The following is a 19,794-nucleotide window of genomic DNA, read 5'->3' as shown; positions in this document are numbered from 1 at the left end:
CCCAGTCACTTACTTCAGTAAGCTTCTGGGGATTCATTCCCTTGCCGCGTGATTCGCCCTTCGGCCTCACCCCTTCGGGGCCAGCGCAAGCGCTGTTCAAAACGGTTAACCGTTTTGTCCTGCAACTCGAATTATTTAGGGTACAGATCGCCTAAATTTATTTTCACACAACACCACCAGATAATTGCTGAAAACCCGTAATTTACGCTACTGTAACGGCGATCAATTAATATCAGGAATAACTATGCGCACTCGCACGTTGGCGGATCTGGATCGCGTTGTCGCTCTCGGCGGAGGGCATGGATTGGGACGCGTCCTCTCTTCACTTTCTCCTTTAGGTTCACGCCTGACGGGCATTGTCACCACCACCGATAACGGCGGCTCTACCGGTCGAATTCGCCGCTCCGAGGGAGGTATTGCCTGGGGAGATATGCGTAACTGTCTGAACCAGTTAATTACCCAGCCCAGCGTCGCATCCGCGATGTTTGAGTATCGTTTTGGCGGTAATGGCGAACTTTCCGGGCATAACCTCGGAAATCTGATGTTAAAGGCATTAGATCACCTCAGTGTACGGCCTCTGGAAGCGATCAATTTAATTCGCAGCCTGTTGAAAGTTGACGCGCATTTAATTCCGATGTCCGAGCTGCCGGTCGATTTAATGGCTATCGACGATCAGGGACATGAGATTTATGGCGAGGTGAATATCGATCAGCTCACTATCCCGCCTCAGGAACTGATGCTGTCGCCAAAGGTGCCGACCACGCGCGAAGCGGTAGAGGCTATCGCTGAAGCCGATTTGATTCTGATTGGGCCGGGCAGTTTTTACACCAGCTTGATGCCTATCCTGCTGCTCGACGAACTGGCGCAGGCCTTACGTCGCACACCGGCTCCGATGGTATACATCGGCAATCTGGGGCGTGAATTAAGCCTCCCTGCCGCCAGTCTGACGCTTAACGATAAGCTGACTATCATCGAACAATATGTGGGGAAAAAAGTGATTGATGCGGTGGTTGTCGGGCCAAAAGTCGATGCTTCAGCCGTGAGTGACCGCATTGTGATTCAGGACGTGCTGGAAGCCAGCGATATTCCGTATCGCCACGACCGTCAGCTGTTGCACGACGCGCTGGAAAAAGCGGTGCAAGCGTTAGGCTAGGTGGAATTGCCTGATGGCGCTACGCTTATCAGGCCTACCGAAGCGTTCTGTTCCGCCATCCGGCACCAAACACTGACTGATGTGCTGCGCTTATCAGGCCTACCAACGCGCTCTATCCCGTAGGCCGGATAAGGGATTTATCCCGCATCCGGCACCCACTTACGATGCCGCGATAAACAGCTCGCGCAGCTGGTGCAGCTGATCGCGGATTTGAGCAGCTTCTTCAAACTCCAGGTTCTGCGCGTGCTTCATCATCTGCCCTTCCAGTTCATGGATTTTCTGCTGCAGCGCCTTCGGCGTCATATCCAATTCAACCACCTCGGACTTCGCGCCGGAACGCGACTTGCCTCGGCCCTTGGCTTTGGTCTTGGCAATATTTTGCCCCAGCGCCAGAATGTCGACCACCTTCTTGTTCAGCCCCTGCGGCGTAATACCGTGCTCTTCGTTGTACTGATGCTGCTTCTCACGACGCCGTTCGGTTTCGCCGATCGCCTTTGCCATTGAGGCCGTAATTTTATCGCCGTAGAGGATCGCTTTACCGTTGATGTTACGTGCCGCACGCCCGATAGTCTGGATCAGCGATCGCTCAGAACGCAGGAACCCTTCTTTGTCGGCGTCCAGAATCGCCACCAGAGAGACCTCAGGCATGTCCAGACCTTCTCGTAACAGGTTGATACCCACCAGCACGTCAAACTCGCCCAGACGCAGGTCACGAATGATTTCCATACGTTCCACGGTGTCGATGTCCGAGTGCAGATAGCGCACCCGCTCGCCGTGCTCTTCGAGGTATTCCGTGAGGTCTTCCGCCATCCGCTTGGTCAGCGTCGTCACCAGTACACGTTCGTTGATCGCCGCGCGGATACGAATTTCAGACAGCAGGTCATCGACCTGTGTTGCCACCGGGCGCACTTCAATCACTGGATCCAGCAGGCCGGTCGGTCGTACTACCTGATCAACGACGTCATCGCCGGATTTCTCCAGCTCATAGTTGCCCGGCGTGGCGGAAACATAGATGGTTTGCGGGGCCAGCGCCTCAAACTCTTCAAACTTCAACGGGCGGTTATCCAGTGCTGACGGCAGACGAAAACCGTACTCGACCAGCGTCTCTTTTCGCGCCCGGTCGCCGCGATACATACCGCCGATTTGCGGAATAGTCACGTGGGATTCATCGACCACCAGCAGGCCATCGGCTGGCAGATAGTCAAACAGCGTCGGCGGCGGCTCGCCAGGCCCGCGCCCGGAGAGATAGCGGGAATAGTTTTCAATGCCCGAACAGTAGCCCAGCTCGTTCATCATCTCCAGATCGAACTGCGTACGCTGGCTTAAGCGCTGTTCTTCCAGCAACTTGTTGTTCGCCAGCAGGTTTTTACGCCGCTCGGCAAGCTCGACCTTAATGTCTTCCATCGCCTGCACAATGCGTTCGCGTGGCGTAACGTAGTGCGTTTTAGGGTAGACGGTAAAGCGTGGAATGCTGGATTCAACCTGCCCGGTCAGCGGGTCAAACAGCGACAGGCGCTCCACTTCTTCATCAAACAGCTCCACGCGCAGCGCAATGTCGTCAGATTCTGCCGGGAAGATGTCTATCACTTCACCGCGCACACGGAACGTCCCGCGCTGAAATGCCTGATCGTTGCGGGTATATTGCAGCTCCGCCAGCCGCCGCAAAATGGCGCGCTGGTCGATGATCATGCCGACCGTCAGGTGCAGCATCATTTTCAAATACAGGTCCGGGTCGCCCAGACCATAGATCGCGGAAACCGAGGCCACCACAATGACATCCCGACGCTCCAGCAGCGCCTTGGTCGCCGACAGTCGCATTTGCTCGATGTGTTCGTTGACCGACGCATCTTTCTCGATGAATGTATCAGAACTCGGTACGTACGCTTCCGGCTGGTAATAGTCGTAGTAGGAGACAAAATACTCTACCGCGTTATCCGGGAAGAATTCTTTCATCTCGCCATAAAGCTGGGCCGCCAGCGTCTTGTTGGGTGCCAGCACCATGGTTGGCCGCTGGAGGTCCGCAATGACGTTGGCGATGGTGAACGTTTTCCCCGAACCCGTTACGCCCAGCAGCGTCTGATGCGCCAGACCATCCTCCAGCCCTTCTTCCAGGCGACGAATCGCCTCAGGCTGATCGCCAGAGGGTTTAAAAGCGGAATTCAGTTTGAACGGTTTACTCATGAGCAGCTACCTGAAGCAATGGGCGGGCAGGTGTCTAATTTTACTCGCAGCAGTAGATTTTGCCAGTAAAATATACTGGATGAAAAAACAGTAACACACCACAATATTTCTGTTACGCCCCCTTAACCCCCATCACGGCGGGCTAAAATTTCACCGCAGGCAAGATAAAACACCAGCAAAAATGTGTTATCCCCAGACCTATGACTTTTTTAACATTTGTCAAGCCAGGAGATGAAAGTTTTATGGCAACAGATGACACTTCCGCGACAGCCATTGCTTTTATCTAACAATCTGTATTTGAATAACTATTTCCTCAAGCCGTCTTTCGCAGCAATTTAGTCGCAGGCCGCGTCTTCTCTCGCTTACATAGTGTTTTCTAACTCTAATGCACAAGGTTATCCACAGGAATAGTGGATAACTGTCTCCAGCCCGTGCTGACTGCCGCCTGGCAGAAACGTATCGATGTCCTTTTTTGGTCGAATAAAAAAAAATTATCGCTAAATTTTGATATTTATCAGCTAACGAAGCGGGCTGGAGCAGTCGAGATCCTGCTCGCATTTTCATCATTTTTTTGCCTGCCCAGGGCGTTAACACGGGCAGGCCACAGCAGCCTATCCGCACCAGAATGGCGCCTAAGGCAGCGTGCTCAGATCGATATAGCGTCCGGTCTCTGCCCGCTCCGGCGTCGCTGACAGCCACGGGATCTCGCCCAGCAGCGGTGCCGCAAGTGTGCGCCTCAGCGTCGCCATGTATTCAGCGTGACGCTTCCCTGGCGGGGTTACGTCATTGGCAACCCAGCCGACCAGCGTCAGCCCGACCTGGCGTATCGCCTGCGCGGTCAGGAGGGCATGATTGATACAGCCGAGCTTCACGCCCACCACCAGAATCACCGGCAATTGTTCCGTTTGCACCCAGTCGGCAAAGCTCAGCGTCGGCGAAAGCGGGGTCAACCATCCCCCGGCCCCTTCTACCAGCACCCAGTCGGCCTGTTTCTCCAGGGCGCGTAAACCGGCAGACATCACCGGGGCCTGAATCGGTCGCCCTTCATCGGCACTGATAATATGCGGTGACGTGGGTTCGGCGAAGGTATACGGATTGATGGCCGCATAGTCCACTGCCAACGTACTGTTCCGCTGCAACGCCAGGGCATCGCTGTTGCGCAGGCCGTCTGCCGTCATTTCACTGCCTGAGGCGACCGGCTTGTAGCCCACGGTCCGGTAGCCCAACTGTCCTGCCGCCTGTAACAATGCACAGCTGGCGATGGTTTTACCGACCTCGGTGTCCGTCCCGGTGACAAAATACGTTTTAGTCACGTTGAATCACTCCCCAAAAAAGATGGTACGTCAGCGGGTATTTCCCCTGCTGCTGGGGCCAGGCTAACTGTAACTGTTGCAGCTGTGAGCGGGTCATCACGCGCTGTTCGCGACCTTCATGCAAATGCGTCGCGCCAATGCCTTTGAGCGAACGCATGGCGCTCAGCGCATCGTCAAACCACAGCGTGACAACCTGCATCTGATACTCAACCTCCCAGCCGTGCAGCGCGTTTTCCAGCTGTTCGACGGGTAAAAAACGGTTGGCGTGCGCCCGGTTATCCACCGCCTGCCACGCCTGACGCAGTTCCGGCATCGAGCCATGCGCCAGGGTGCTGAAGGCCACCGTCCCGCCGGGGCGCACGACCCGGTAGAGTTCGCCTAATGCGTGGCGTAAATCGCCGCACCATTGCACGGCCAGATTGCTCCAGGCCAGGTCAAACGTCGCGGTATCCTGCGGAATGGCCTCAATATCGGCCAGCAGATAATGGTGCGCCGCATCGTGCCGCTGGGCTTGCGCCAGCATAGGCGCAGACAAATCCAGGGCGCTGACCTCGCTCCCCTGCTCTCGCCAGTAGCGACTCATACGACCTGGCCCGCAGCCGGCATCCAGCACGCGGGCATACTGCCGCCCCGCCAGCCGCGCCAGTAACGCATCGGCGCTTTGACGCTGTAATTCAGCGTGTTGTTCGTAGTGGGAGGCAGCGCGTCCGAACGCGGCGGCAATGGCCTGCTTATCAACCTGCGTCATGCAGCACCTCCAGCAAGCGGTCGATATCCTGAGCTTCATGCTCCTGAGTCAGCGTCAGTCGCAGTCTGGCAGTACCAACCGGCACGGTAGGTGGCCGGATTGCCGTCACCCAGCAACCCCGATCGCGTAACGTCTGCGCCAGCTGCAACGCTTTTTGGTTATCGCCGACGATCAGTGGCTGAATGGCGCTGTCTGACTGTGCCAGCAGCAAATCAGGGTTCGTCATACCGGCACGAAAACGCTGGATAAGCATCGCCAGCTTTTCCCGGCGCTCGTCGCCTTCAGGGCTGCGGATCACCGCCAGCGCGGCGCGCAACGCCTGAGCCTGCGCCGGGGGCATACTGGTGCTGTAAATCAGATGGCGAGCAAACTGCAGCAGATAATCGGCCACGCTGTCAGAGCAGAGAATGGCCGCCCCGCTGACGCCAAAGCCTTTGCCGAAGGTCACCACCAGCAGCTCGGGCTTGACCTGCTGCTGCCAGCACGAGCCGCGTCCTTCCTCACCGGTGACGCCAATACCGTGGGCATCATCCACCAGCAGCCACGCCTCCTGGCGCTGCGCCTCGGCGTGGATTTGCGTCAGCGGCGCGCTGTCGCCGTCCATGCTGAATACACCTTCGGTGACCACCAGCTGTTGCCCCGGACAGGGAGCCGCCAGAAGACGAGCTAAATGCTGAGTGTCGTTATGGGTAAAGCGGCGCAGCATGGCCGGGCTCAGACTGGCGGCCTCCAGCAGCGAAGCGTGGCTGAGTCGGTCTGCAACAATGCGATCCTGTTTACCCATCAGCGCGGCAATCACCGCCTGATTGGCGGCAAACCCGGAGGTAAACAGCAGCGCGCATGAATAGCCCAGCCATTGTGCCAGTTCGTCTTCCAGCGCCTGATGCGCTATGGAATAACCGCTGACATGCCCTGAGCCGCCGCTGCCGACGCCAAATCGGTCGGCCCCTTGCTGCCACGCACAGACGATCTGCGGATGGTGGCTTAGCCCAAGGTAATCGTTACTGGAAAAATTCAGATATTGACGACCATCTGCCTGCAACCAACGCCCGGCGCCCTGCGTCACCGCATGACGACGGCGCAGAGCATCGGCAGAACGACGCGCCGCAAGCGTATCGTCAATTTTTTGCTGCCAGGTCATACAGTTGCCGCGTTGTAGTAATCGTCAGTGTCTGGGGTGCGCAGGGCCTGTTCCAGACGCTGCTGCTGTTCGTTATCGCCCGCCAGCACCGCCGTTTGCTGGGGATTCAGGCCCAGCTTGCGGAACAGCAGCAGGTCTTTATCTTCGTTCGGGTTCGGCGTGGTCAGCAGTTTACAGCCGTAGAAAATCGAGTTAGCCCCGGCCATAAAGCACATGGCCTGGGTCTGTTCGTTCATTTGTTCTCGTCCTGCAGACAGACGGACATACGAGGTCGGCATCATGATGCGCGCCACGGCGATGGTGCGGATAAAATCAAACGCATCCACATCGTCATTATCCGCCAGCGGCGTGCCCTTCACCTTCACCAGCATATTGATGGGGACGCTTTCCGGCGGAGTGGGCAGGTTTGCCAGCTGCAGCAGCAACCCGGCGCGGTCAGTGACCGTTTCGCCTAAGCCGACAATGCCGCCAGAGCAGACTTTAATTCCGGCTTCACGCACTTTATCCAGCGTATCCAGGCGTTCCTGATATGAACGGGTAGTGATGATATTGCCGTAAAACTCCGGCGAGGTGTCGAGGTTGTGGTTGTAGTAGTCGAGACCCGCGCTGGCCAGACGCTGCGCCTGCGTTTCATCCAGCGTACCCAGCGTCATACAGGCTTCCAGCCCCAGTTCTTTCACGCCCTGCACCATTTGTTCCAGGTAAGGCATATCGCGCTCGTGTGGATTCTTCCACGCCGCGCCCATGCAGAAACGCGTTGAACCGGCTTGTTTGGCCTTACGCGCAGAGTCCAGTACCTGCTCAACTTCCATTAAACGCTCGGTTTCCAGACCGGTTTTATAGCGGGAACTTTGTGGGCAATATTTGCAGTCTTCCGGACAAGCGCCGGTTTTTATCGACAACAACGTACTGACCTGTACCTGCTGCGGGTCAAAGTGCTGACGGTGGATCTGTTGCGCTTCAAACAGCAGATCCAGCAGTGGTTTTTCAAATAATTCGGTAACTTGCGACATTGTCCAGCGAGAAGAATGAGCCATATTGGTGTTCGTTTCATTTTGAGTTTCGTGTAGACTCGTAAACCTAAATCTTTTTAATTTGGTTTACAAGTCGATTATGACAACGGACGATCTTGCCTTTGACCAACGCCATATCTGGCACCCTTACACCTCGATGACCTCCCCGCTGCCGGTGTATCCGGTAGCGCGCGCTGAAGGTTGTGAACTGATTTTAGCCAGCGGCGAGAGACTGATTGACGGGATGTCGTCCTGGTGGGCGGCGATCCACGGTTACAATCACCCGCAGCTGAACGCCGCGATGAAAACGCAAATCGACGCCATGTCACACGTGATGTTTGGCGGTATTACCCATGCCCCGGCCATTGCACTGTGCCGCCAGCTGGTTGCCATGACGCCAGAACCACTGGAATGCGTTTTCCTCGCGGACTCAGGCTCCGTTGCCGTGGAAGTAGCGATGAAAATGGCGCTGCAGTACTGGCAGGCAAAAGGCGAATCTCGCCAGCGTTTCCTGACGTTTCGTAACGGGTATCACGGTGACACCTTCGGGGCGATGTCGGTCTGCGATCCTGACAACTCAATGCACAGTCTGTGGAAAGGGTATCTGCCGGAAAACCTGTTCGCCCCAGCCCCGCAAAGCCGGATGGGCGGCGAGTGGGATGAGCTGGATATGGTGCCCTTTGCCCGTCTGATGGCGGCCCATCGCCACGAGATTGCGGCAGTGATCCTGGAGCCTGTCGTTCAGGGTGCTGGCGGCATGCGCATGTACCATCCCGAGTGGTTAAAGCGCATCCGTAAGATGTGCGATCGCGAAGGTATTCTGCTGATTGCCGACGAAATCGCCACCGGCTTTGGCCGCACCGGTAAGCTATTTGCCTGTGAACACGCCGACATTACACCGGATATTTTATGTCTCGGCAAAGCGTTAACCGGCGGGACAATGACCCTTTCTGCCACCCTGACCACTCGCCAGGTGGCGGAAACCATCAGTAACGGCGAAGCGGGCTGCTTTATGCACGGTCCGACGTTTATGGGCAATCCGCTGGCCTGTGCCGTCGCCTCCGCCAGTTTGTCTCTGCTGGAGTCGGGCGAGTGGCGCTCACAGGTGGCTGCAATCGAAGCGCAACTGCGCCGCGAACTGGCACCAGCGGCGGATTCGGCGTATGTCGCCGACGTGCGCGTTCTCGGTGCCATCGGCGTGATAGAAACCACCCACCCGGTGAAAATGGCGGCGTTGCAGAAGTTCTTTGTCGATCAGGGCGTATGGGTCAGACCGTTTGGCAAGCTTATCTACCTGATGCCACCGTATATTATCCAGCCCGAACAACTGCGTCGTCTGACCCAAGCGGTGAACGACGCCGTGCACAATGCAACATTTTTTAGCGATTAATCGGCGGTAAACTGTGCGTTTTCTGGCTACACTTTTTGGCTAACGAGAGGAGTCGGCATGAAACTTATCAGTAACGATCTGCGCGACGGGGACAAACTCCCGCATCGCCACGTTTTAAACGGCATGGGGTATGACGGGGACAATATTTCCCCGCATCTAGCGTGGGACGATGTGCCCGCCGGGACCAAAAGTTTTGTCGTGACCTGTTACGATCCTGATGCACCAACCGGCTCCGGCTGGTGGCACTGGGTGGTGGTTAACCTGCCTGCAGATACCCGGGTTCTGCCACAAGGGTACGGCTCCGGGTTGGTTGCGTTGCCGGAAGGCGTGCTGCAAACGCGCACGGACTTCGGTAAAGCTGGCTACGGCGGCGCGGCACCGCCAAAAGGGGAAACGCATCGCTATATCTTTACGGTTCACGCGCTGGATGTGGAGCGTCTTGATGTCGATGAGGGCGCCAGCGGCGCGATGGTCGGATTTAACGTCCATTTCCATTCGCTCGCCAGCGCGTCAATTACCGCGATGTTCAGTTAAGCGTAGTGCCGGATGTCGGCTTCGCCTCATCCGGCCTACCAGGCAGACCGTAGGCCTGATAAGACGCATCAGCGTCGCCATCAGGCAATTTGCTACAGAAATTCAGGCAACAATTTCAACAGCGTTCCTTGCGCTAACAGCTCGGTCGCACACTCGATATCCGGAGCGAAAAAACGGTCCTGGGTATAATGTGAAACCTGTTCGCGCAAGGCCTGACGCGCCTGTTCCAGCAGCGGGCTTGAGGTCAGTCCTTCACGTAAATCGATCCCCTGACAGGCCGCCAGCCACTCCACGGCTATCACACCGCGCGTATTTGCCGCCATCTCCCACAGTCGGCGACCAGCCGCAGGTGCCATGGAAACATGATCTTCCTGGTTGGCCGACGTGGGCAGGCTGTCTACGCTGTGCGGGTGTGCCAGCGCTTTGTTTTCACTGGCCAGCGCGGCGGCAGTGACCTGCGCAATCATAAAGCCAGAGTTAACCCCACCATTTTTGACCAGGAATGGCGGCAACTGCGACATGTGTTTATCCATCATCAGCGCAATACGCCGCTCTGATAGCGCACCAATTTCCGCGATCGCCAGCGCCAGATTATCCGCCGCCATCGCCACCGGCTCGGCATGGAAGTTACCGCCGGAAATCACATCCCCTTCTTCGGCAAACACCAGCGGGTTGTCCGACACAGCGTTGGCTTCAACTAACAGTACGTCCATCACCTGGCGCATTTGCGTCAGGCACGCGCCCATCACCTGCGGCTGACAGCGCAGGGAATACGGATCCTGCACTTTTTCACAGTTATGATGGGATTGCGACAGCGCACTGGCGTCGGTCAGCACATGACGATACAACATAGCGGCGTCAATCTGCCCGCGCTGTCCGCGCGCGGCATGAATGCGAGGGTCAAACGGACGACGTGAGCCCAGCACCGCTTCGGTCGTCAGCGCGCCGCACACCGTCGCTGAAGCAAACAGCTCCTGGGCTTCAATCAACCCACGCAGAGCAAAGGCGGTGGACGCCTGAGTCCCGTTCAGCAGCGCCAGCCCCTCTTTTGCCTCCAGCGTAATCGGCTCCAGTCCGGCTTTTTTCAGTGCCTGCGTCGCCGGGAGCCATTCCCCCTGCCAGCGTGCTTTCCCCTCACCTAGCAAAGTCAGCGACATGTGCGCCAGCGGGGCCAGATCGCCCGATGCGCCGACAGAACCTTTCGCTGGGATCAGCGGGTAAACTTCGGCGTTCACCAGCGCAATTAACGCTTCAATCACGCTCAGGCGAATACCGGAGAAACCGCGCGCCAGGCTGTTGATTTTCAGCACCATGATCAGACGCACCATGGCATCATCCAGCGCGTTGCCAACGCCAGCAGCATGTGAAAGCACCAGTGAGCGCTGAAGATTTTGCAGATCTTCCGTGGCGATACGGGTCTGGGCCAGCAGGCCAAATCCTGTATTGATGCCGTAGGCCGTTCGCCCTTCGGCAACAATATTATTCACGCAGGCCACGCTGGCGTTGATGGCATCAACCGCGCTGGGGTCCAGACTCAATTGTACCGGCTGCTGCCAGATCTCCCGTAGCTGCGTAAAACTCAGATGACCTGGTGTTAACGTAAGCTTAGTCATTTCAGTCTTTCCCCTGCGTCCCGGCAATCATCGGTAAATTCAATCCTTGTTCAACGGCACATTCCACCGCGATGTCATACCCGGCGTCTGCGTGACGCATGACGCCCGTAGCCGGATCGTTATGCAGAACCCGGGCAATACGCGCGGCGGCTTCATCGGTGCCGTCACACACAATCACCATCCCCGCATGTTGCGAGAAGCCCATGCCGACCCCGCCGCCGTGGTGCAGCGACACCCAGGTTGCCCCGCTGGCGGTATTGAGCAGCGCGTTAAGCAGCGGCCAGTCGGACACGGCGTCAGAACCGTCGCGCATGGCTTCGGTTTCGCGGTTTGGGCTGGCAACGGAGCCAGAGTCCAGATGGTCACGTCCAATGACGATAGGCGCGGAGACTTCACCGCTGCGCACCATTTCGTTAAACGCCAGCCCCAGTTTTTGCCGCCACTCCAGACCCACCCAGCAGATACGGGCTGGCAAGCCCTGGAAGTTAATCCGCTCACGTGCCATATCCAGCCAGTGGTGCAGGTGTTTATCGTCGGCAACAATTTCTTTTACTTTGGCATCGGTCTTATAAATATCCTGCGGATCGCCGGAAAGCGCCACCCAGCGGAAGGGACCAATGCCGCGACAGAACAGTGGACGAATATAGGCGGGTACAAAGCCAGGGAAATCAAAGGCATTTTCCACGCCCATCTCTTTGGCCATCTGGCGAATGTTATTACCGTAATCAAACGTCGGCACACCCATTTTGCTAAAGTCCAGCATTGCCTGTACGTGTGTGGCCATGGAACGTTTCGCCGCCTGCACCGTACCCTGCGGATCGGATACCGCTTTTGCCTGGTACTCTTCCCAGCTCCAGCCGGACGGCAGATAACCGTGTAGCGGGTCATGAGCGCTGGTCTGATCGGTGACCATATCCGGACGCACACCACGCTTCACCAGTTCCGGAACAACGTCGGCCGCGTTCGCGCACAGCGCAATAGAAACGGCTTTACCCTCACGGGTGTATTTGTCGATACGCGCCAGCGCGTCATCCAGCGTTGTGGCCTGCTCATCCACATAGCGGGTACGCAGACGGAAATCGATACGGCTTTGCTGACATTCAATGTTCAGCGAACACGCGCCCGCCAGCGTCGCGGCTAACGGCTGCGCCCCGCCCATTCCGCCAAGACCAGCGGTCAGTACCCAGCGTCCACTCAGGCTACCCTGATAATGTTGACGTCCGGCTTCAACGAAGGTTTCATACGTCCCCTGCACAATGCCCTGACTGCCGATATAAATCCAGCTCCCGGCGGTCATCTGGCCGTACATCGCCAACCCTTTCGCATCCAGTTCGTTGAAGTGTTCCCAGGTCGCCCAGTGCGGGACCAGGTTGGAGTTGGCAATCAGCACGCGTGGCGCATTGTCGTGGGTTTTGAAGACGCCGACTGGTTTACCCGACTGGACCAGCAGCGTTTCATCGGCCTCCAGTTTGGTCAGCGCCTTGACGATGGCGTCATAGCATTCCCAGTCACGCGCGGCGCGACCGATCCCGCCGTACACCACCAGCTCATGGGGATTTTCCGCCACATCAGGATCGAGATTGTTCATTAACATGCGCAGCGGCGCTTCGGTCAGCCAGCTTTTGGCCGTTAAGGTGGTGCCGCGTGGGGCACGAATATCCTGCTGACGATACTTGCTGTGAGACATGACGGAAACTCCTCGCGAACGTTCGGATAGATAAATAATATATACTTGTCTATACAAGTTGCCGCAAGGGTGGTTTTAACAATTAAGATACATTTTTATTATATTGCGTCAGCAATCACGGTTTTCATGTCGGGCTCAGGACATGAAGCGCCCTTGCAGACGATAGCGGGAACCCGGAAAAAGCAAACGAGCATGAGAGACAATGGATGACGCGGACCAGGTCTTGCGACGGATCAGCAGGCAGGGATCGTGTTCTTTAATGTTCAGCAGCGCGCACTCTTCCGCGCTGGCGCGAACCGCTTCGACAATATGCTCGCCTTCGGTCAACGGAGCGATCAGCGACAGATAGGCGTGCGGCGTGGTCTGACTGTAATCCTGTGTCAGGTACTCCGGCACAATCTCCGCATTGACGCAGCGATCTTCAATTTGTACAGGTAGGGAGTTTTCAAAGTGCACCATGATCGAGTGATAAATAAAGGTACCTTCTTTAACGTTCAGCGCCGTGGCCTGCTGCGCGTTCGCGTGTGTGCTTTCCAGCTTCAGCACCTCGCACCGATGCTGATGCTGGCGGGCGATAATTTCATCGGCAATGCTGCGAATTTCAAACAACGCGGACTGACCTTTCGGCTCGGCGACAAACGTACCGACGCCCTGCAAACGCACCAGCAGCCCCTCGTCAGTAAGCTCACGCAGCGCCCGATTAATAGTCATACGGCTAAAACCATACTGCGCGACCAACTCCGCTTCCGACGGGATGCGATCGTGAGGTTGCCAGATACCGCTGGCAATCTTTTCACTGATCTCCTGTTTTACCTTTTCGTAAAAAGGTGCCGGGGCAGAACGGGAGTGGGATGGGAGCATGCGTTAGCCTTCCTTACGCTGAAAAATGAGAGTGGAAAAATGGCGGCGTAACGCTATTCGACACGTCAGTGCCACCAGTGTGCGATTTGCCAGCCAAGACGCGCCGCAACGCGCGCCGCGTTGCCATCATCGTCAAAACGGGGATTAAATTCAACCATGTCTACCGCCTGCAGCTTACCGCAGCGGCACAGGGGCTCAATCAGCCTCAGCAGCGTCGACAACGGCACGCCCAGCGCGGCGGGTGCGGACACAGCGGGCATTTCCCAGACCGGTAGAACGTCGAGGTCGATGGTCAGATAGATGACGTCTACGCTGGAGATAAACTGCGCCATCTGTGCCTGCGCGTTTTGACAGTGCAGATCCTCCACCACTGTAACCCCAAGCCGCTGCGCTTCATCCCACAGCGCCTGGGTGTTAGCCGCCCGGTTAACACCAAAGCAGGCGTAATGAAATTCACGCTGCTGCACGTCGCAAAGCTGCGCCAACTGGCGAAACGGCGTGCCGGAGGTGGCCCGATCGGCATGGCGTAAGTCGAGGTGGGCATCGAGATTGACGATGCCCACGGTTAAGCGTGGGAACGCATCCAGCACACCTGCACCGTGGGCAAAGGCGGTTTCGTGCCCGCCCCCCAGCACGAAAGTGCGCATCTCAGCCTGCTGACAACGCTGTACCGCATGGCGTAACGCCTGCTGCGCCCCTTCGAGATCGGGGGCTTGCGCCACAATGTTGCCCAGATCCACCAGCCGGTCATGGCCTTGGTGGCTGGCTAAATTCGCCAGCGCTTTACGCAGTGCATCAGGTGCGCCAGCCGCCCCCGTGCGTCCCTGATTACGCTTTACGCCTTCATCGCAGGCGAATCCCAGCAGCGCTATCTGTTCACGATAGTTTTCCGGGCTAAACGCTGCACTGAGCGTGATGGTCTGAAACAGCCGCAGCGCGTTGGGTGACTCAGCGCGATCATCGCGACCTTGCCAAAGCGCGGGAGATGCGGGATGCCAGTGACTCATGATGGTTGTCCTCGGAATACGCGTTGATACAGCGGGTTGCGGCCAGGTTCATACAGTATCTCAACCGGAAGGTGGGCGTCCCACACCACAAAGTCCGCCACGAACCCGGCCTTCAATTGCCCATGGGTCGCCTGACGACCAAGGGCTTGCGCCGCATGACGCGTGACGCCCGCCCACGCTTCTTCCGGCGTTAAGCCAAACTGCACGCAGGCCATGTTCATCGCCCAGTGCAAACTGATAAACGGACTGGTACCAGGGTTGAAATCCGTCGCCACCGCCATTGGCACGTTATATTGACGTAGCCACTCCACCGGCGGGCGCTGTTTCTCTTTAAGAAAATAAAAGGCACCGGGTAGCAGGACCCCTACCGTGCCGCTGTGGCTCATCGCCGCCACGCCCGCTTCATCAAGATATTCAATATGATCGGCCGATAATCCGTGATAGCGACTTACCAACTGCGCACCACCGAGCAACGACAGCTGTTCAACGTGGCCCTTAACCGGAATGCCCAACGCCTGAGCGGCCTGAAATACCCGTTCACTTTGCGCCAGGCTAAACCCAACGCTTTCACAAAACAGGTCGACAGTCTCAAACAGTCCCTGTTCCCACAGCTGCGGCAAAATGGTCTCGCACACCAGCGTAATATAGCCGTCAGGATCGTCACGGTATTCCGCCGGTGTCGCGTGCGCGGCCAGCAGCGTGGGGCTGATTTCAAGGGTATTTTCCGCCGCCAGCGCAGAGACCACGCGCAAAATTTTCTCTTCTGTCGCCAAATCCAGACCATAGCCTGATTTCACTTCCAGCAACGTGACGCCTTCTTTTATCAGCCGTTCCATGCGCGCGCGCGCCACGGCAAAGAGCTGATCGTCAGATGCGCGGCGGGTCGCCGACACGGTGGCGTTTATGCCCCCACCCTGGGCGCTGATTTGCTGGTAAGACACACCATTTAGCCGCTGCTCCCACTCGCCTGCACGATTTCCGCCAAAAACCAGATGCGTGTGGCAATCAATCAAACCTGGCGTAACCAGCCGACCCTGCATATCAAAGGTATTGTCATGTGTGCGGTATAACGAGGATTCAGGCACGATGGCGCGAATCTTGCCCTGTCGAATAATCAGCGCGTGACCGTCCACCAGCCCATACGGGGTATTACGTTCAGGATCCATGGTCGCCAGGCGGACATTACGCCAGATGGCATCATCAGGGAAAAATTGCTGCATTCCACTCACCACTTGTCATAGGTTGTATAGACATTTATTGAGATCCTGCGGATGTTGTCAACCTGAAGGGCGATAATTGTTATTTAATTGTGATATCAGGACGTTCTGCATCCGACATTGCTGCTATAAAAAACAACTTTTTACCTTTTCGCCTTTCCGTTTCGCTCAACTTAGTATAAAAAAGCAGGCTTCAATGGATAAATTTCAAAGCCCGGAGCAACCTGTGAACATTTCATCAGTTTCCCGTCTGGCGCTGGTAATGGCTTTTGGCGTGACGCTGACCGCCTGTAGCGCAACCTCGCCCGATCAAATTCCTTCCGACCAGACCGCGCCAGGCACCTCCTCGCGCCCGATTCTGTCGGCAAATGAAGCCAGCAATTTTGTCGCGGCTCATTATTTTTCTGCACTGACGCCAAACACCGCGCCGTGGTCCCCTTCTGCGATTTCTCTGCCCGCACAGCCTGATTTTGTTGTCGGCCCGGCAGGGACTCAGGGCGTCACCCACACCACCATTCAGGCGGCGGTGGATGCAGCAATCATTAAACGCACCAACAAGCGTCAATATATTGCGATCATGCCGGGTGAATATCAGGGCACGGTTTATATCCCGGCAGCAACGGGCAGCCTGACGCTGTACGGCATGGGCGAAAAACCGCTTGATGTGAAAATTGGCCAGGCAATTGACGGAGAGATGAGCACCGCTGACTGGCGTCGTACGGTCAACCCAGGCGGTAAATATATGCCGGGTAAACCTGCGTGGTATATGTTTGATAATTGCCAGAGCAAGCGCGGTACCAACATTGGCGTACTGTGTTCTGCGGTCGTCTGGTCACAAAACAACGGTCTGCAGTTACAGAACCTGACCATCGAAAACAACCTCGGCGACAGCGTGGATGCAGGTAACCATCCGGCCGTTGCTCTGCGTACCGATGGCGATAAAGTACAGATCAACAACGTCAACATTCTGGGTCGTCAGAACACCTTCTTCGTAACCAACAGCGGTGTACAAAACCGTCTGGAAAACGATCGTCAACCGCGTACGCTGGTGACAAACAGCTACATTGAAGGCGATGTGGATATTGTTTCTGGTCGCGGCGCGGTGGTATTCGAAAACACCGATTTCCGCGTCGTCAATTCTCGCACCCAGCAGGAAGCCTACGTGTTCGCACCTGCCACGCTGTCGAACATTTATTACGGTTTCCTTGCCGTCAACAGCCGCTTTACGGCTGCCGGTGATGGCGTGGCGCAGTTAGGCCGCTCACTGGATGTCGATGCTAATACCAACGGTCAGGTGGTGATCCGCGACAGCGTGATCAACGAAGGCTTTAACATGGCGAAGCCATGGGGTGACAGCGTAATCGGTAAGCACCCGTTTACCGGCAACACCGGTGCGGAAGACGACAAAGGTGAAATCCAGCGTAACCTGAACGACACCAACTTTAACCGCATGTGGGAATACAACAACCGCGGTGTGGGTAGCAAAGTGGTTGCCGAGCCGAAGCAGTAAACGTCATTCTCTTATGTAGGCCCGGTGAGCGCATGCGCCACCGGGCAATGTGCCGGATGGCGACGAAAACCGCCATCCGGCCTACAGTAAGCCTTACATCAAACGCGCTTTATTCGCGTTAATTAGACTTCCTGCCTTGATGATTTCACGCTCTTCCGCCGTCAGACTTTCCATATACAGGCTAATTTCACTGACCGACCCATTCTCATACAGTACGTATGCGGTAATCTCGCGACTGCATGCGTCCAGCGCGCGGCGAATACCGGGAATGTAAATATAATCACCCACCTCGAAAGACGGCTTCCCGGTCATTTGCAGCGGCAGCATCCCCCAGTTGATGACGTTGGAACGGTAACGCTTGGTGGCATATTCCTCGGTGATATTCGCCAGCCCACCAATCACGCGCTGGCAGCTTGCCGCCTGCTCACGCGCGGAACCATCTCCCGGTTTGACGGCATAAATCATGCTGCCAATCCCCGTTTCCAGTGGCACAACATCTTCCTGACCGGCAATCTGACGAATACGGTCGAAGATGGGTGACAATGCGCTGTTCACACCACCAGCCCGTCGCTGTTTTTCCAGCTCAGCAGTAGCTTTACTCCTCCCCACGTAACCGGGATCCCGCCGTGAAAGCGTAAATTCCGCCAACCCTAAAGGATTTGAGCGATAGGACGACGTCTCCCCGGATGGGATCAGCTCGTCGGTCGTCGTCACTTCATCAAGAATTTTCGAGGCGACCTTCAACAAAATATTGTCAGTCAGTGCGCCAAGCTCCGGCCAGTCTTTAATGTTGGGACCATAGATTAACGCCTGCTGCGTGGCACCTTTCACAAAGCCCTGATACACGCGACTTTTATAAGGCGCAGGGTCAAATGCATAGGCCGGAATTTCGTCCCAACAGTCCAGGTCGGTTGCCGGGGTCAGGAATCCGCCGTTTACCGCTGTTGCGGCTATGGAACGCGCGTCCATCAGCGCCACGGCTGACATTTGCCCGTTGCCCGGCTTCGAGCCTTCGCGGTTAGGGAAATTACGTGTGGTATGGCGAATGCTCAGCCCGTTATTGACTGGTGTGTCACCCGCGCCGAAGCAAGGGCCACAGAACGCAGTTCGGATAATGGCACCCGCGCCCATCAAATCCGCCACCACGCCTTTCTTCGCTAAGTCCATAAACACCGGCTGTGATGAGGGGTAGACCGCCAGCGAGAAGGTGTCGCTACCGCAGGATTGACCGCGTAGCGCACTGGCGGCGGCAATCACGTTTTCGTAGTTGCCGCCCGAGCACCCGGCAATGATCCCCTGCTGTACTTTTAAACGCCCATTCTCAACTTTGTCGAGCAGTGAGAGGCTGGCTTTCCCTTGCACGATACGCGCAGATTCAATTTCGATCCCGCGAAGAATATCGGTGAGATTCTCATTGAGGGTGTCAATTTCATAGACGTTGCTGGGGTGGAAAGGCAGCGCGATCATTGGCTTGATGGCGCTCAGATCAACATAAATACAGCCATCGTAATACGCCATCGGCTGCGGGTTCAGCGGGCGATAGTCTTGCTCACGGCCATGTAGCGCCAGCCAACTGCGGGTTTCGTCATCCGTTTGCCAGACGGAGCTCAGACAGGTGGTTTCTGTCGTCATCACATCAACGCTGTTGCGAAAATCTGTGGAGAGAGACTTAATACCCGGACCGACAAACTCCATCACTTTATTTTTGACGTAGCCGTTTTTAAACACCGCGCCGATAATAGCTAGCGCGACATCCTGCGGCCCCACGCCAGGTGCCGGTTTTCCGGTCAGATAGACCGCAACAACGTCAGGATAATCAACATCCCAGGTATCGTTTAACAGCTGCTTGACCAGTTCGCCGCCGCCTTCACCGACTGCCATTGTGCCCAGTGCACCATAGCGCGTATGGCTGTCTGAGCCGAGGATCATTTTTCCGCCGCCGGCCATCATCTCACGCATATATTGATGGATCACCGCAATATGTGGAGGCACAAAAATGCCCCCATAGCGTTGCGCCGCGGACAGCCCGAACAGATGATCGTCACCGTTAATGGTCCCGCCTACCGCACATAATGCGTTATGGCAGTTGGTCAACACGTAAGGCAACGGGAAACGCTCCATGCCTGAAGCTTTCGCTGTCTGAATAATGCCGACAAAGGTAATATCGTGTGACGCTAATGAGTCAAACTTAATTTTAAGCTTGTTCATATCTCCCGACGTATTGTGTGCCGACAGAATCGACCAGGCGATAGTCCCTTTTTTCGCGTGATCTTTTTCGATATGCCCGGAACAATGTTCCTCGGTTAACAGTTCATTGTTTTCGGAGAGAAAGACGCCTTTCTCATATAATTTAATCATCACATACTCCATGGTACAACGCCCGCACAAATACCGTGCACAAAGGCATTGTTAATCAATAAATTTAA

The 19,794-nt window shown here is 56.3% G+C and carries 15 protein-coding genes; 4 read left to right on the top strand and 11 right to left on the bottom strand.

All coding sequences use genetic code 11. The features are described 5' to 3' along the window. Positions 1-244 precede the first annotated feature (244 nt). Positions 245-1,153 carry a uridine diphosphate-N-acetylglucosamine-binding protein YvcK gene (gene yvcK, locus FDW95_RS13195; RefSeq protein WP_115259004.1) on the top strand — a complete coding sequence of 303 codons (909 nt, stop codon included), beginning with the start codon at positions 245-247 and terminating at the stop codon, positions 1,151-1,153. Between the two features lie 159 nt (positions 1,154-1,312). On the opposite strand, the gene uvrB is transcribed toward yvcK, so the two are convergent. The 5 genes from uvrB to bioB form a co-directional block, all read right to left on the bottom strand. Further along, positions 1,313-3,334, bottom strand: coding sequence for an excinuclease ABC subunit UvrB (gene uvrB, locus FDW95_RS13190; RefSeq protein ID WP_115259005.1), 2,022 nt, complete (start codon positions 3,332-3,334; stop codon positions 1,313-1,315). 632 nt (positions 3,335-3,966) lie between these two features. Further along, positions 3,967-4,647, bottom strand: coding sequence for a dethiobiotin synthase (bioD, locus tag FDW95_RS13180; protein ID WP_137363524.1), 681 nt, complete (start codon positions 4,645-4,647; stop codon positions 3,967-3,969). Further along, on the bottom strand, positions 4,640-5,395 hold the full coding sequence (gene bioC, locus FDW95_RS13175) for a malonyl-ACP O-methyltransferase BioC (protein WP_115259007.1): 756 nt from the start codon (positions 5,393-5,395) through the stop codon (positions 4,640-4,642). Before bioC ends, bioD begins: the two co-directional genes overlap by 8 nt. Continuing rightward, complete coding sequence (gene bioF, locus FDW95_RS13170; protein ID WP_115259008.1) at positions 5,382-6,536, bottom strand: 8-amino-7-oxononanoate synthase; 1,155 nt, start codon at positions 6,534-6,536, stop codon at positions 5,382-5,384. Before bioF ends, bioC begins: the two co-directional genes overlap by 14 nt. Beyond that, the gene (gene bioB / locus FDW95_RS13165; RefSeq protein WP_096757785.1) at positions 6,533-7,573 is read right to left on the bottom strand and encodes a biotin synthase BioB; all 1,041 of its coding nucleotides are present in this window, start codon (positions 7,571-7,573) and stop codon (positions 6,533-6,535) included. Before bioB ends, bioF begins: the two co-directional genes overlap by 4 nt. Before the next feature lie 76 nt (positions 7,574-7,649). On the opposite strand from bioB, the gene bioA reads away from it, so the two are divergent. Both bioA and FDW95_RS13155 read left to right on the top strand, forming a co-directional pair. Beyond that, complete coding sequence (gene bioA, locus FDW95_RS13160; RefSeq protein ID WP_115259009.1) at positions 7,650-8,939, top strand: adenosylmethionine--8-amino-7-oxononanoate transaminase; 1,290 nt, start codon at positions 7,650-7,652, stop codon at positions 8,937-8,939. A gap of 57 nt (positions 8,940-8,996) precedes the next feature. After that, the gene (locus FDW95_RS13155; protein WP_115259010.1) at positions 8,997-9,473 is read left to right on the top strand and encodes a kinase inhibitor; all 477 of its coding nucleotides are present in this window, start codon (positions 8,997-8,999) and stop codon (positions 9,471-9,473) included. Between the two features lie 92 nt (positions 9,474-9,565). Here the strand turns inward: FDW95_RS13155 and hutH are convergent, their stop codons facing one another. From hutH to hutI, 5 genes are all read right to left on the bottom strand, one after another. Beyond that, complete coding sequence (gene hutH, locus FDW95_RS13150; protein ID WP_096757788.1) at positions 9,566-11,086, bottom strand: histidine ammonia-lyase; 1,521 nt, start codon at positions 11,084-11,086, stop codon at positions 9,566-9,568. A 1-nt stretch (position 11,087) separates the two neighbouring features. Then, positions 11,088-12,773, bottom strand: a complete 1,686-nt coding sequence (gene hutU, locus FDW95_RS13145; RefSeq protein WP_096757789.1) for a urocanate hydratase — start codon at positions 12,771-12,773, stop codon at positions 11,088-11,090. A 135-nt stretch (positions 12,774-12,908) separates the two neighbouring features. Then, positions 12,909-13,634: a histidine utilization repressor gene (locus FDW95_RS13140; RefSeq protein WP_115259011.1), complete on the bottom strand. Its 726-nt coding sequence runs from the start codon at positions 13,632-13,634 to the stop codon at positions 12,909-12,911. A 65-nt stretch (positions 13,635-13,699) separates the two neighbouring features. Further along, a complete protein-coding gene (gene hutG, locus FDW95_RS13135) occupies positions 13,700-14,641 on the bottom strand; it encodes a formimidoylglutamase (RefSeq protein WP_115259012.1) in 942 nt (313 codons plus the stop codon). Continuing rightward, entirely contained in the window at positions 14,638-15,861 is a 1,224-nt protein-coding gene (hutI, locus tag FDW95_RS13130; protein ID WP_115259013.1) for an imidazolonepropionase, read from the bottom strand. Before hutI ends, hutG begins: the two co-directional genes overlap by 4 nt. Before the next feature lie 223 nt (positions 15,862-16,084). Here hutI and FDW95_RS13125 point away from each other — a divergent pair, with 223 nt between their 5' ends. After that, positions 16,085-17,368, top strand: a complete 1,284-nt coding sequence (locus FDW95_RS13125) for a putative acyl-CoA thioester hydrolase (protein WP_115259975.1) — start codon at positions 16,085-16,087, stop codon at positions 17,366-17,368. Between the two features lie 93 nt (positions 17,369-17,461). Here the strand turns inward: FDW95_RS13125 and FDW95_RS13120 are convergent, their stop codons facing one another. Next, complete coding sequence (locus FDW95_RS13120) at positions 17,462-19,726, bottom strand: hydratase (RefSeq protein ID WP_115259014.1); 2,265 nt, start codon at positions 19,724-19,726, stop codon at positions 17,462-17,464. Positions 19,727-19,794 lie beyond the last annotated feature (68 nt).

It is taken from the genome of Citrobacter sp. wls718, assembly GCF_005280945.1.
Taxonomy (GTDB): Bacteria; Pseudomonadota; Gammaproteobacteria; order Enterobacterales; family Enterobacteriaceae; genus Citrobacter; species Citrobacter gillenii.
This window is presented reverse-complemented; position numbering and strand designations above follow the sequence as displayed.

Bases quoted from the DNA above. Each gene is read 5' to 3' on its own strand.
- yvcK (WP_115259004.1), top strand. From the start codon at position 245: ATGCGCACTCGCACGTTGGCGGATCTGGATCGCGTTGTCGCTCTCGGC.
- uvrB (WP_115259005.1), bottom strand. From the start codon at position 3,334: ATGAGTAAACCGTTCAAACTGAATTCCGCTTTTAAACCCTCTGGCGAT.
- bioC (WP_115259007.1), bottom strand. From the start codon at position 5,395: ATGACGCAGGTTGATAAGCAGGCCATTGCCGCCGCGTTCGGACGCGCT.
- bioF (WP_115259008.1), bottom strand. From the start codon at position 6,536: ATGACCTGGCAGCAAAAAATTGACGATACGCTTGCGGCGCGTCGTTCT.
- bioB (WP_096757785.1), bottom strand. From the start codon at position 7,573: ATGGCTCATTCTTCTCGCTGGACAATGTCGCAAGTTACCGAATTATTT.
- bioA (WP_115259009.1), top strand. From the start codon at position 7,650: ATGACAACGGACGATCTTGCCTTTGACCAACGCCATATCTGGCACCCT.
- FDW95_RS13155 (WP_115259010.1), top strand. From the start codon at position 8,997: ATGAAACTTATCAGTAACGATCTGCGCGACGGGGACAAACTCCCGCAT.
- hutH (WP_096757788.1), bottom strand. From the start codon at position 11,086: ATGACTAAGCTTACGTTAACACCAGGTCATCTGAGTTTTACGCAGCTA.
- hutU (WP_096757789.1), bottom strand. From the start codon at position 12,773: ATGTCTCACAGCAAGTATCGTCAGCAGGATATTCGTGCCCCACGCGGC.
- FDW95_RS13140 (WP_115259011.1), bottom strand. From the start codon at position 13,634: ATGCTCCCATCCCACTCCCGTTCTGCCCCGGCACCTTTTTACGAAAAG.
- hutG (WP_115259012.1), bottom strand. From the start codon at position 14,641: ATGAGTCACTGGCATCCCGCATCTCCCGCGCTTTGGCAAGGTCGCGAT.
- hutI (WP_115259013.1), bottom strand. From the start codon at position 15,861: ATGCAGCAATTTTTCCCTGATGATGCCATCTGGCGTAATGTCCGCCTG.
- FDW95_RS13120 (WP_115259014.1), bottom strand. From the start codon at position 19,726: ATGATTAAATTATATGAGAAAGGCGTCTTTCTCTCCGAAAACAATGAA.